This is a genomic window from Methylomonas fluvii, assembly GCF_014850975.1.
In the GTDB taxonomy this organism is placed as follows: domain Bacteria; phylum Pseudomonadota; class Gammaproteobacteria; order Methylococcales; family Methylomonadaceae; genus Methylomonas; species Methylomonas fluvii.
Genome location: NZ_JACXST010000003.1, coordinates 1,211,291 through 1,223,957 on the forward strand (window position 1 = coordinate 1,211,291; position 12,667 = coordinate 1,223,957).

At 52.8% G+C, this 12,667-nt stretch carries 15 protein-coding genes; 12 read left to right on the forward strand and 3 right to left on the reverse strand.

All coding sequences use genetic code 11. From position 1 onward, the window contains the following. Window positions 1-1,356, reverse strand: coding sequence for a (Fe-S)-binding protein (locus EBB_RS23170; RefSeq protein ID WP_192396019.1), 1,356 nt, complete (start codon window positions 1,354-1,356; stop codon window positions 1-3). A 278-nt stretch (window positions 1,357-1,634) separates the two neighbouring features. Here EBB_RS23170 and EBB_RS23175 point away from each other — a divergent pair, with 278 nt between their 5' ends. From EBB_RS23175 to EBB_RS23185, 3 genes are all read left to right on the forward strand, one after another. Continuing rightward, the gene (locus EBB_RS23175) at window positions 1,635-1,943 is read left to right on the forward strand and encodes a DUF6156 family protein (RefSeq protein ID WP_192396020.1); all 309 of its coding nucleotides are present in this window, start codon (window positions 1,635-1,637) and stop codon (window positions 1,941-1,943) included. 125 nt (window positions 1,944-2,068) lie between these two features. Then, window positions 2,069-2,674, forward strand: coding sequence for a GNAT family N-acetyltransferase (locus EBB_RS23180; RefSeq protein ID WP_192396021.1), 606 nt, complete (start codon window positions 2,069-2,071; stop codon window positions 2,672-2,674). Then, window positions 2,667-3,527 carry a carbon-nitrogen hydrolase family protein gene (locus EBB_RS23185; RefSeq protein ID WP_192396022.1) on the forward strand — a complete coding sequence of 287 codons (861 nt, stop codon included), beginning with the start codon at window positions 2,667-2,669 and terminating at the stop codon, window positions 3,525-3,527. Before EBB_RS23180 ends, EBB_RS23185 begins: the two co-directional genes overlap by 8 nt. 96 nt (window positions 3,528-3,623) lie before the next feature. On the opposite strand, the gene EBB_RS23190 is transcribed toward EBB_RS23185, so the two are convergent. Continuing rightward, window positions 3,624-3,764, reverse strand: coding sequence for a hypothetical protein (locus EBB_RS23190; RefSeq protein WP_192396023.1), 141 nt, complete (start codon window positions 3,762-3,764; stop codon window positions 3,624-3,626). 165 nt (window positions 3,765-3,929) lie between these two features. On the opposite strand from EBB_RS23190, the gene EBB_RS23195 reads away from it, so the two are divergent. Further along, window positions 3,930-4,529 (forward strand): hypothetical protein, encoded by a 600-nt coding sequence (locus EBB_RS23195; protein ID WP_192396024.1) that lies wholly within the window; start codon window positions 3,930-3,932, stop codon window positions 4,527-4,529. A gap of 46 nt (window positions 4,530-4,575) precedes the next feature. Here the strand turns inward: EBB_RS23195 and EBB_RS23200 are convergent, their stop codons facing one another. After that, a complete protein-coding gene (locus tag EBB_RS23200) occupies window positions 4,576-4,938 on the reverse strand; it encodes a hypothetical protein (RefSeq protein ID WP_192396025.1) in 363 nt (120 codons plus the stop codon). A 466-nt stretch (window positions 4,939-5,404) separates the two neighbouring features. On the opposite strand from EBB_RS23200, the gene chrA reads away from it, so the two are divergent. From chrA to EBB_RS23240, 8 genes are all read left to right on the forward strand, one after another. Next, a complete protein-coding gene (chrA, locus tag EBB_RS23205; RefSeq protein ID WP_192396026.1) occupies window positions 5,405-6,781 on the forward strand; it encodes a chromate efflux transporter in 1,377 nt (458 codons plus the stop codon). Window positions 6,782-7,639: 858 nt separating this feature from the next. Beyond that, on the forward strand, window positions 7,640-8,449 hold the full coding sequence (locus EBB_RS23210) for an energy transducer TonB (RefSeq protein ID WP_192396027.1): 810 nt from the start codon (window positions 7,640-7,642) through the stop codon (window positions 8,447-8,449). A 20-nt stretch (window positions 8,450-8,469) separates the two neighbouring features. Further along, window positions 8,470-9,246 (forward strand): MotA/TolQ/ExbB proton channel family protein, encoded by a 777-nt coding sequence (locus EBB_RS23215; RefSeq protein ID WP_192396028.1) that lies wholly within the window; start codon window positions 8,470-8,472, stop codon window positions 9,244-9,246. Beyond that, window positions 9,246-9,656 (forward strand): ExbD/TolR family protein, encoded by a 411-nt coding sequence (locus EBB_RS23220; RefSeq protein WP_171695287.1) that lies wholly within the window; start codon window positions 9,246-9,248, stop codon window positions 9,654-9,656. The genes EBB_RS23215 and EBB_RS23220 overlap by 1 nt, the downstream gene beginning before the upstream one ends. Window positions 9,657-9,814: 158 nt before the next feature. Beyond that, window positions 9,815-10,708, forward strand: coding sequence for a dienelactone hydrolase family protein (locus EBB_RS23225; protein ID WP_192396029.1), 894 nt, complete (start codon window positions 9,815-9,817; stop codon window positions 10,706-10,708). Between the two features lie 18 nt (window positions 10,709-10,726). Next, on the forward strand, window positions 10,727-11,437 hold the full coding sequence (locus EBB_RS23230; RefSeq protein ID WP_192396030.1) for a cytochrome b/b6 domain-containing protein: 711 nt from the start codon (window positions 10,727-10,729) through the stop codon (window positions 11,435-11,437). Between the two features lie 35 nt (window positions 11,438-11,472). Next, window positions 11,473-11,934 carry a c-type cytochrome gene (locus EBB_RS23235; protein WP_192396031.1) on the forward strand — a complete coding sequence of 154 codons (462 nt, stop codon included), beginning with the start codon at window positions 11,473-11,475 and terminating at the stop codon, window positions 11,932-11,934. A gap of 298 nt (window positions 11,935-12,232) precedes the next feature. After that, on the forward strand, window positions 12,233-12,625 hold the full coding sequence (locus tag EBB_RS23240; protein ID WP_192396032.1) for a hypothetical protein: 393 nt from the start codon (window positions 12,233-12,235) through the stop codon (window positions 12,623-12,625). Window positions 12,626-12,667 lie beyond the last annotated feature (42 nt).

A 12,667-nucleotide genomic window follows, 5' to 3' on the forward strand; every position in this document is an offset into this window, starting at 1 on the left:
TCAATCCTGTGACGGTAAGGCTAAACAAAGTACTTCGGCTAAATGCAACGGCTTGGCGAATCCGCCGTTGCCGATTTGCTGCTGGCAAGAAAAACCGTTGCTGACCAGCAGCGCATCGGGTTCGGCGCGTAAGGCCGGAAATAAGGCCAACTCGGCCATGGCCTGGGCTTGCTCGTAATGCTCGGCTTCGACGCCGAAATTACCGGCCATGCCGCAACACGACGATTCGATTAATTCGAATTTCAAATCAGGCAGTTGTTTCAGCAGTTTGCGTACCGATTTGATGGCACCAACGGCTTTTTGATGGCAATGGCCGTGCAATAGCAAACTGTTGACGCCAGGAATGGCTTGAAACGCGATAGGCCAGCGTTTGCCGGCTTGCTCGCGGACGATAAACTCTTCCAGCAACAAGACTTTTTCCGCCAGATTTTGCGCCGGTTCGCCCAAGCCTAATTTCAAATATTCGTCGCGTAAACTGAGGATGCAGGACGGCTCCAGACCGATAATGGTGCGGCCGGCGGCAACATGTTCAGCCAGCGCCGTGACCATGCGTGTCGCCTCGGTGCGGGCCTTGTCTATCAGGCCGTTGGAAAAATAAGTGCGCCCGCAACACAAAGGGCGGTCAGCGTCGTCACCCGCCAACGGCGTGGCGATGTGTACGTGATAGCCGGCGCTATTCAACAGCTTTTTGGCAGCTTCGGCGGCGGCGGGATTGAAGTAGTAATTGAAGGTATCAACCAGTAAGATGACTTGTTTATCTGCCAACTCCGGATGCAAACTTAATTCGGATTGCGTGTGTACTTGAAATGGTAGCTTGGCCGGTTCCGGCAAACGGACTTTAGCACTGATACCCAGCCAGGCTTCGCCTAAGCGCGCCAGCATGGGAGAATGATTTCGCCAATTGATCAAAGGCCCCAGTCCGCGCCAACGCAGTATTTTCGGTAACTCCGCCCACAGCCGCCGGCGTACTGGAACGCCGTTACGCTTTACTTGTTGCGCCAGAAACTCGGCTTTGATCAGGGCCATATCCACTTCGTTTTCGCACTCGCGTTTGCAACCCTTGCAGCTGACGCATAAGGCCATGGCTTCGGCCAGGTCCCGATTGAAAAATGCGTCTTCGTTGTCGGCATTCAACGCGGCCTTCAGAGCCTTGACCCGGCCACCCGGCGACAAACCGGCATTTTGCGTCACCCTAAAGCTTGGGCACATCACCCCTTTAGCATCCCGCTCGCATTGCCGGCTACCGATGCAAACCGCCACGGCCTTGGCGAAATCGGCGCCGTGCTTGGGAATATCGGCATAGGCGTCGCCCATCCCGGCGTTTTCATAAGACGACCAATCCAGAAACAGTTTCATAGGCACCAAGCTGCTTAAAAACCTGGATCAAGCAAAAACGAAGCCAGACAAGCTTGGCGGATGCGCCATGCGTATCCGCCCTGTCATTGGCGCAGTTGTTACATTTCCAAGCCTCCGTTACTTAACCCGCCATGTAGCAAATCCGACAATCAAGACCCATAGCGAACGATTTACCACAGCGTTATCCGCTTAAACCGGCAAGAAACCCTGACAATTCGGCCCACTTATTCCGGCACAAATATTGCGGAAATTAGTTTCTTTGACTTGGGAAAATCGAAGTGGAATTGGGAAACTGTGAGTACCGCTATTTCATCAGCTATAGCGGCGTGAAATTACCGTTGAAACTGGTCAACGAACTGGAAGATGCAAGCCATCTGGAAAACCGCAACACCTATTTTCGCGGCCGCTACGATGCCGAGCAACGTCTGATGCTACTGGAAAAACTGGTCTACGGCGAAGTGGAATTGCGCCATGTCTACACCTACCATGCTAACGGGATGCTAGCCGCAGCGGAAATAACGGACGCGGATGGCGAGATCGACCTGTTACGCTTCGACGAAACGGGAGCAACTTTGAAATTCGATTAGCTGGCTGGTGGAATGGATTCATCAACCTTTGCCATAGGCAATCCGCCACTGCCTACAATACAATATGCCACTCCCGCCTTAAGCTTGGCGACCGACATTTTGTTTTCATTCAACCGCAAACCAGCATGAGCAAAGACATCCGCATCCAGCGCCTCAGCGGCGACGCCTTGATTCAATACATCCCGGAACTGGCGCGCCTGCGCATTGAGGTGTTCCGGGATTTCCCGTATCTGTATGACGGCGATTACGAGTACGAGAAGAAATACCTGCAAACTTACATAAACTGCCCGGAAAGCGTCATCGTGTTGGCGTTCGACGGCGACGCCATCATCGGCGCGTCGACAGCCATTCCGTTGAAATATGAAACCGACGAAGTCAAAAAACCCTTCGTCGAAAACGGCTACAACCCCGACGAGGTGTTTTATTGCGGCGAATCGGTGTTGAACAAGGCTTATCGCGGCCTCGGTATTGGCGTGCGCTTCTTCGAACAACGCGAAGCCCATGCCGAAGATTTAGGTGGTTTCAAACATATCACCTTCTGCTGCGTCGAGCGCCCGCTTGACCACCCGCGCCGGCCGGCCGATTACGTACCGCTGGACGCTTTCTGGAACAAGCGCGGCTACTTCAAACATCCCGAGTTGAAAACCACCTACACCTGGAAGGATCTCGACGACGTCGCAGAAACCGCCAAACCGATGACATTTTGGCTGAAGGAAGACCGCAATGCCTAAAATCGCCAGCGCCCAATACGACATCAGCTTCCTGGAAACCTGGGAAAACTTTGAAATCAAGGCCCGCCGTTGGGTCAAGGAAGCGGCCGACAATAAGGCCGACATTCTGCTGTTCCCAGAATATGCCTGCATGGAACTGGCGTCCCTGTTTCCTAAGGAAGTGTATTCGTCCTTGAACGGCCAGTTGGATGCGTTACAAACCCTGCTGCCGAAATATCTGGACTTGTTCAAAACCCTGGCCGCCGAGCATCGGGTTTATATTCAGGCCGGTACCTATCCGGTAAAACACGACAGCGGCGAATTTCGCAATCACGCCTATTTCTTCACCCCGCAAGGCGATGTGGGTTATCAGGAAAAACTGACGATGACCCGCTTCGAAAACGAGCAATGGCATATTTCCCGCGGCCTGGACATTAAATTGTTCGACACGGTGTTCGGCAAAGTGGCGATCAATATCTGTTACGACAGCGAGTTTCCGCATTACGCCCGCCAGCAAGCCGAGCGCGGCGCCACTTTGATTCTGGTGCCCAGCTGCACCGATACCGAGGCCGGTTATTACCGGGTGCGCATCGGTTGCCAAGCCCGTGCTTTGGAAAATCAATGTTATGTAGTGCAAGCCTCATTGGTGGGTAACGCCGATTGGTCGGAAGCGGTAGACATCAACTGCGGCGCGGCGGCGATTTACACACCGGTGGATCGTGGCTTTCCCAACAATGGCATTCTGGCGATAGGCGAATATAACCAGACGCAATGGGTTTACGCTGATCTGGATTTGGCCGCAGTTGATACCGTGCGTCAAGAAGGTCAGGTGTTTAATTACCGGGATTGGCCTAAGCAATTCGATTGCCACTAGGCGCTCAAAGCCCTTCCGGACGGAAAGCTACTAAAACGCACAAGAGTGTGCATTCAATAATCCGACGGAAGGGTAAGTAGAGGGCTAGCGAGGCTGTCAGGATTTAAGCTTGCTTTTGTGCACCAGGGTAATGCCCAAATGACGATGGCGCGCAAGGCATTTTGCTAAAACAGCTTGCGAATCAGGAAACCATTCTTCCTCCGCGCTCACCCCAGCAAAACGGCGATTAATTGACATGTTAATCCTTCATGCATAAGGCTGCTGGTTTAACAAAGCTTATCTCCTTGGTTTTTGCGCCAATTCTCCTAAAATTGCGCAATGCTAAAAAATCAGTGCCCGCAATAGCCAAAGCCCGGTTATTATCGGGCAGTTATCCATTTACACGCCCCGGTGGAGATATGCATGCTTGACTCAATCGCTCTAGATATTCAGGCTCTGGTCAACCTGCTGAGCAGGTTAAGACCGGAATTGCTGGATCAAATTTGCGCGAAACACCCCGGTTACACCGAAACCCTCAGGCCCGGAAAATTAATCGGGCAAGACAGTGCGTCGCAATCCCAACTACTGGTCGATTTAGCCATGAGCACCAAGGGCCTGGTCAGACAGGAGTGTTTGAGTGTTTATAATTTGCTGAACACGCGTTTGCGAGGCTCTGTGCGCTTGCGTCTGATCGGCAGCACCATCGCCACCGTGTCGGCGGGCGCATTGATAGCGGCATTAACTCAGGGTATCCCAAAGTTGGTACTGGCTTTTGCAGTATTGACGGTGTTTGCGGCAGCATTCATGCTGGTGGGCGAGTGCCTGGAAGGTTATTTCGGCCGGCACCGCGGCTTGCGGGAAATGCAGGATAGGCTGCTGAAAAACCTGCTGGAAGTAGCCGATATTGAAGCCGAATTGCGCCTGATGGAATTTCGCGGCAATTTCGACGGCATCGAACCGCAAATCCGCAAATTAAATACCGTCGCGATTACCAGTCAGCAAATCCAGCATTTGGTCGGCTAAGCGCATTTCCAGACCTGAATCTTGTCCGACCAACAGATACTTAATTTCAGTAACGAAGCTTCAAATCGCATGCCCCAACCAATCGACTGGACAAGGAATTGTCTTCACTGGGGAATTGGTTTACATCGACACCGCAGCCCAAGTTCACCGGCCGGCTTTTGCGTTTTTCAGTCGGTTTAAGGTTTGCCGTGCTTCGCCCGGCATTACTTAACAAAAGATTCGAGCTATCAGTGGCATCGGCTGTCAGCGCTTGATCCGAAGGGGTCAGAATTAACGCGGATGGCGTTTCAAAACTTACCGGTGGCGGCGCATCCGCGAGGACGTTTAGCGCACAAATAACTAGCCAACCGCCAATGACAGCGGAAATGGGTTTGGACTGCTTTAGAAACGAAAAATCATGGGCTTTCATGATTTCCTCCTGTTCCAAAGTTGGCATTATGAACACGGTGAACAAACCCTCCTGTTAAAGAAGCTTGTCCAACCCGCTCGGTCTCAGCTATCTGCCGGTAGCGGCCAAATTACCCTGACGATTAACAATCCGCTATAGCAAATGCGTTCCTAACTAAGCATTGATCGCTTAACACATTTTTAATTCCGTACTGCGAACCAGGCTGCAAATACAACCCTGGAAACGGGTTTAATAATAGCCCGATACCGGTTGCGTGGCGAATTTTAAAACGCTTAGTTGCAAAATTTTTCTTATGATAGTCAATTAGTTGACAAACAAATCTCATAAATTTTCGAGCATAATTGATGCCAAGCGACGAAGACACGCACCAAACCAGGCAAATTCATGGCAAGCCGGCTTTGCTTCGCCGATCAAAACCGGGAAATAATTTCGACACTTTTTCTAAGGCCGTCTCAGGAACAGACCGATGAACGACAATCAGGCATCCCGCAATCCACCGCCACCAGTGAGTTTGAAACAAGCTTTTTGGTATTGGCTGAAACTGGGCTTTATCAGCTTCGGCGGTCCCGCCGGGCAGATCGCCATCATGCATCAGGATCTGGTAGAAAATAAGCGCTGGATCTCGGAGCGCCGTTACCTGCATGCCTTAAATTACTGCATGCTGCTGCCCGGCCCGGAAGCCCAACAATTAGCAACCTATATTGGCTGGCTGATGCATCGCAGCTGGGGCGGCATCATGGCCGGCGGCTTGTTTGTATTGCCATCCTTGTTGATTCTAATCGGTTTGGGTTGGGTTTATATGGCTTACGGGCATTTACCGGCCGTGGCCGGGATACTGTATGGCATAAAACCCGCCGTGACCGCGATTGTATTGTTTGCCGCGTATCGGATCGGCTCACGGGCCTTGAAAAACGCTTTGTTATGGGCAATCGCCGCCCTAGCGTTTCTGGCTATTTTTGCGTTGCGAATACCGTTTCCGCTAATCGTGTTCGTCGCCGGCTTACTCGGCGCGCTTGGCGGTAAACTGGCTCCCAAATATTTTAATTTGGGCGGCGGTCACGGCAAATCTAACCCACATTTCGGCACGGCATTGATAGACGACAACACGCCTACACCTGAGCACGCCCGCTTCAACACCGGTAAGCTGGTCAGGCTGGCTTTAATCGGTCTGGGACTTTGGGGATGTGCGCTCGGTTGGCTTTGCACTCAGTACGGCTGGGACGGCGCATTAACGCAGATGGGGTGGTTTTTTACCAAAGCTGCCCTGCTCACGTTCGGCGGCGCCTATGCGGTGTTGCCTTATGTCTACCAAGGCGCGGTGGAACATTACCACTGGCTGACACCAACACAAATGATTGACGGTCTGGCCTTGGGCGAAACCACGCCCGGTCCGCTAATCATGGTCGTCACCTTCGTCGGCTTCGTCGCCGGCTGGAACCAGACGCTATTCGGCGGCGAGCATATATTTTTAGCGGGCGCGCTAGCCGCAACTGTGGTGACTTACTTCACCTTCCTGCCCAGCTTTCTGTTCATTCTGGCCGGCGGACCGCTCGTGGAATCGACTCACAACAATTTGAAATTCACCGCACCATTAACCGGCATTACCGCCGCCGTGGTGGGTGTCATTTTAAATCTGGCCGTATTCTTTGCCTATCACGTCTTCTGGCCCCAGGGATTTGAAGACGTGGCGGATAAGGTCGCTCTGGTAATTGGGCTGGCCGCCATACTGGCTTTGTTTCGCTACAAAGCCGGGGTTATTCCGGTCATTGTCGGTAGCGGTACAGCCGGGCTGCTATTGAGTTTACTAAAGCCATGGCTAAGCCACCACGGCGTAAACTTGTAGCTGCCGGCAAACTATTAACCCCGCCCTTACATACCGTTAGCCTTTGAGCCTGAGGATAAGTTTATCGAAGGGCGCCCCAACCTCGGCGTCGGCGAGCTCAGCCCGAACGGAATACGCGTGATAGATAGCGCCAGGGTATACCGCTACATCAGGCAGGCCGGTCTGGAGCTTAACTTTAATTGAACAAGCCAGCTTGGCCCAGAAAATCCAGCGCTCTTTCGATTATGTGGAAAGTTTTTTCGATATTCCCTTATCGCTTGTCTGGCGGTGGTGCTTACCACTCGCAACTTGCACGATAAACAAGCGGAACGGCAATAATTGCAATCCCAAACCGCCTACCAAAGCTTGTCGCAAGTATTGGAATTGGCGGCGGACGAAAGCTCCGACCAAACCCAAAGATTTTCTGTAGCTGTCGGCATTGGCGACGCAAGCCGACAGTTGCGCGTCCTCGCCGGCTTACTTAGGCCCACTCCACACTCAACGCAAGTTGTCGTTTGCGGCTAAGGCAACTCTGCCACTCAACAACTGTTGCCCTGCAAACACCCTTTAAACACAAGACCTGTGAAATTGGTGCTCAGCAAGCAATGCGGGATTAAATACCCGCGGAAACTCCTAGCTATCCGCTGGCACATCGCCCGGCGTTTGCCCTGAAAAACAATCGATAAATAAATCACTTAGCGTTCTAACTCTCCATCCAAGCCAGACATAGCGACACTATCCGACAATCTGGCACAGCTCGTGCTTTATTAGAAATCAATAGCACCGATCAAAGCCTATTCATCATTTTAAACAATCGCTTACTTTACGCGGCACAACGGGGAATATGGCCTTTATATTTAAGAAATGGGGAACATTGGCATGAGTAGTCCTTTAGCAACTTTTAATAAACTGGTACCGGCGGGAGCCCCCGCGGATTGGGACGCGGCAGAGGTGGTTTCATTAAAATCGCCTGTTGCTCAGTTGCCAGAAGGTTTGACGCATTCGCGCGTAGCAGTGGCCTTGGGGGATTTTAAGTACGTCACCGAAACCCGCGATCACAAATGGGTCGATTTTCTATTAATCGGCGCACTAACAATCTTTATCCACAATACGGTAGTCGATCATTTCAGTGGCGCAGCGTTTGAGCAAGAAATTGTCGAGCCCATCAAACCAGAGACCAAAGTCCAGATCACCCTGACCAGGCCGCAACCAAAACCGGTGCCGCCACCGCCGCCAAAAGTTAAACCGCAACCGCCCAAACCCAAGGTCGTACCGCTAAAGCCGCCAAAAATCCAACCGGTGCCCAAAGTTGTTGAGGAAGCACCTGCGCCGGCGCCTGTTGAAGGGCCGGTAGTAGACAACGCCCCACCGGCTCCGCCAGCGCCTCCCGCGCCAGTGGTTGAAGAAAAAATCACCGAACCGGTAGCCGACGCGGCCTACCTGCACAACCCTCTACCCGAATACCCGGAAGTTGCGCAAGAACGCGGCTGGGAAGGCAAAGTGGTAATGAAAGTACACGTGCTGCCCGACGGCACCACCGATAGCGTGACCGTCAGCAAATCCAGCGGCCAGAAAGTCCTGGACGATGCTGCCGTCAAAGCCGTTCTTAAGTGGTCTTTCGTACCGGCCAAGCGCGGCGACACGCCGATTGCCCGCTACACCACGGTTCCATTCACTTTTAAATTGTAATTATTTTTTGAGGATCAAAAATGTCTGATATCGCAACCAACGTCATCGTCGATGGCACCCTGAATACCTTAATCGCCGCCTCGGTCGTGACCTGGGGCTTAATCCTGATCAAAGGCGTACAACACATCCGTATTTCGTATCACAACCGTCGCTATAACAAGGAATTTTGGAGCGCTCCGAATATCCAGGCGGCCGCGCATTTGGAAAACCAGGATGGCCCGGCTGCCCGAGTCGCCGGCATCGGTTTTTCGACATTGATCGAAACCGACGGCGGCGCCTCTACTCACGATTTGGAACACACCTGGGACAGGCAAGAGTTGCTGGACAGACGCTTGCGTCAGCAAATGCAAAAGGAGCGCGGCTCGCTGGAAAGCGGTCTGGCGGTGCTGGCGACCATCGGCAGTATCTCGCCGTTCGTCGGCTTGTTCGGTACCGTCTGGGGCATCATGGGTGCCTTGACCAATATCAGCAAAACCGGCTCGGCCAGTTTGGAAGTCGTTGCGGGTCCTATTGGTGAAGCGTTGATCGCCACCGCAGTCGGTATCGCGGTCGCGGTGCCGGCGGTGGTGGGTTACAACTTTTTCATCCGCCGCAATAAAGTGGTTTGGGCCTTTTTGGATGATTTTGCCATCGATTTTGTGCATTTGGCTCTGAAAAGCTCGTTCATCATCGAACGCGCCGGCAGCAAACCGGCAGCGGCAGCAGCGTCCGCACGTTTGACCGATGTCAGCGGCGGCAAAAAATCCAATCTCAAAGATACCCATGAAGAATTGATCGCGAAAGAGGCGCACGCATAATGGCATTCAATACTAAAGAAGACGGCGGCGATGACGTCATGGGCGAAATCAACGTCACCCCATTGGTGGATGTGATGTTGGTACTGCTGGTGGTGTTTATCGTCACCGCGCCCTTATTAACCCAAGCCGTACACGTCAATCTGCCGAAAACCGCGGAAACCGCGCCACCGGATGACAAACAGGCGTCTTACCTGAGTGTCGATGCGCAAGGCAAAATCTACATCGATAAACAGGAGTTTCCGCTGGAAATCATCGAAGGCGAACTGAGAAACCGCCTGGCGGCCAATCCGGAGTTTGCGTTAAATCTGAACGCGGACGACGCGGTGCAATACGGCATCGTTGCCAAGGTGATGTCATCCATCGAACGCGCCGGCGTCACCAAGCTGTCGGTTCTGACGGTTCCGCAATAAATCATGATCCGGCCGGGTAACGAGCTTGCCCGGCTAGTTAATCACGGCGCCAAACGCCGGAGCACAAAAACAACCCGAACCACACCAAAACCAGGAATGCAGCCATTGCGTCCACGGTTTATTTGGGTTTAGGCACACACCTTTAGGAGAACTGCAGGATGGCGCGCAAGACCGCTCAAGAATTTCATCCGGAAGCCTTACAAGCTTTCGACAAATATGTGCACGGCGATATTTCCAGGCGGGATTTTTTATCATCCGTACCTAAATATGCCTTGCTCGGCCTGACCGCCGAAGCGCTGCTGGAAGCGCTGAATCCGCGTTTCGCCGAAGCGAAACAAGTCGCCGACGACGATCCGCGCATCAAAGCCACGTATGTGGAATACCCCTCCCCACACGGTAACGGCAAGATTCGCGGTTACTTGGTGCAACCGGCCAAAGCCGCTGGCAAACTGCCGGTGGTGCTGGTTATCCACGAAAACCGGGGCTTGAATCCGCATATCCAAGACATCGCCCGTCGTCTGGCGCTGGATAATTTCATAGCCTTCGCACCGGACGCGTTGTTTACCTTGGCCGGTTATCCCGGCGACGAAGACAAGGCACGGGAATTGTTCCAAAAACTGGATAAAGAGAAAACCCAGGCCGACTTTTTGGCGGCGGCGCAAGCCATCAAAAAACTGCCGCAAAGTAACGGCAAGCTCGGCGCGGTAGGCTTTTGCTACGGCGGCGGCATCGTCAATTTCCTGGCCACCCGGCTGCCGGATCTGGCGGCCGGCGTACCATTCTACGGCGCCCAACCCGCCGCCGATCAGGTCGCAAAAATCAAAGCCCCGTTACTGATCCATTACGCCGGCATCGACGACCGCATCAATGCCGGTTGGCCGGCCTATGAAGCGGCCTTGCAAAAAGCCGGCGTCAATTACGAAGCCCACACTTATCCAGGTGTGCAACACGGCTTTAACAACGACACCACCCCACGCTACGACGCCGCCACCGCCAAGCTGGCCTGGGATAGAACCATCAGTTTTTTCAACGCTTATCTGCGCGACAGTTAAACCCTAGGGAGGATTTCAATGAAAGTGGAAGTGCATATTTGGGATTGGCCATTACGCCTGTTTCACTGGTTGCTGGTAGTAGCCGTGGTCGGCGCTTACGCCACCGGCAAATTGGGCGGCAATCTGACCGACTGGCATGCCCGCTTCGGCAGTTTGATTCTGGGCTTGTTGGTATTTCGATTGATCTGGGGCTTTATTGGCACCACCCACGCTCGCTTCGCCAATTTCTTTCCGACCTTTTCCAGGCTGGTGGAATACGTCAAAGGCGAATGGCAAGGCGTAGGCCACAACCCGGCCGGTGCCATAGCAATTATTGCTTTGCTGGCTGCATTGAGTTTTCTGGCTGTCACCGGCTTATTCGCCAACGACGATATTGCTTTTGAAGGCCCGCTGTTTCATAGCATAGACAAAGAGCTCAGCGACAAACTGAGCGGCTGGCATATTTACGCGGTGAATATCCTGCTGGGCTTGGTAGCCGTCCATGTCAGCGCGATTGTCCTATACCAACGCCTGAAAAAAACCAATCTGGTCGGTGCCATGCTGACCGGCAAAAAACAACTGCCCAAATCCCTGGCGCCCTCCCCGATCAAACCGGTAGGACCGTTCCGCTTCGTGATCACCTTGTTGATCGCGGTGACGGTGGTCTGGAGTGTGTGGAGCGGCGGCTTTGTGAATTATCTGGCGCCGTTGGCCAGTTTCCAAAGGGCTACGGCCCATCCAAAAACTTAAACGTTACATTTTCTACAACCACAAGGAGTTAACCCATGAAATTGAAACTGATAGTCGCACTGGCGCTGGGCGCTGTCACGACGGCGGCCGTAGCCGGCGATGTGGAAGACCAGATTCGCTTCCGCCAATCCGCTTACTCGTTCTTAGGCTGGAATACCGCGAAAATCAAAGCCCAAGCAGCCGACCATCCGGAAACCTTCAACAAGGATCAGGTGATCGCGGCCGCGAATGCCGTGGCTGCAGTAGCCAATTCCGGCCTGCTCAGCCTTTACGGCCCTGGCACCGATAAAGGCACCGGCTGGAAACCGACCCGTCTGAAGCCCGAATTCTTCGAAAAGCAGGACGAAGTGAAAGAAATCGAAGCGACGTTCATCAAGGAAGCCAACGAGTTGCAAAAAGTGGCGGCCAATGGCGATGCCGCGGAAGTTAAAGCGCAGTTCGGCAAAGTCGGCGCTACCTGCAAAAGCTGCCACGACTTAATTCGGGTTCGCGAATAATTCCATCGGCTCAGAAGGCCAAAATCCAGCGTTAAGACATTTCCAGCCGGCAATTCGGCTTGTCGGGACTTGTCCGAACCCTATTCGGACGAGTCCCATTTCTAAACCACGAATAGAAACACCAGCTCGTTCAGGTTGACCACTCTCCTAAAAATCGGCATCCCTAGCTTTGGAGCTGCACTTCTAATTTAGGCATATTAATTTCAAATATTATCGTTTTATTTAATGAGTTGGTTTCGCTACCCTCTGCGTCTATTAGCAAAACATCCGTTATTAGGGACTTACTGGACAGATACTCATGCCTTTACAACAATTAGTCGAATATTTTAACGATAGACTTGAGCAGGAACACAATAACGGCTTACGGCCGTTTGTGCTGGACAACGGCGCTGTGCACGGGGTATTCGGCCCCATCTGCATCGGCAGCAGATTGTCGCCGCTGCGCCAGACTTTGCGCACGGCCAATGTTATAGGTCACATCGCGCAACTGAACGTGTCCACTATTCACAAACAAACGATACCAAGCAGCGAGCTGGAACAATACCTGGCCCAGCCCCAGGCCGAACAAACTAATGTCGAGTCCATCATCAACTTCGACCGGATGTCGCGCGCCGTGCATATGCTGAATTATTTGCCGCAAGCACACCTCGACGAATTAGTCGCCCCTGAAAAGCCACAAATTCACGGCTAAAGCATTGAAACACAATAAATAATTGAAGAAAAAGACGGGCAA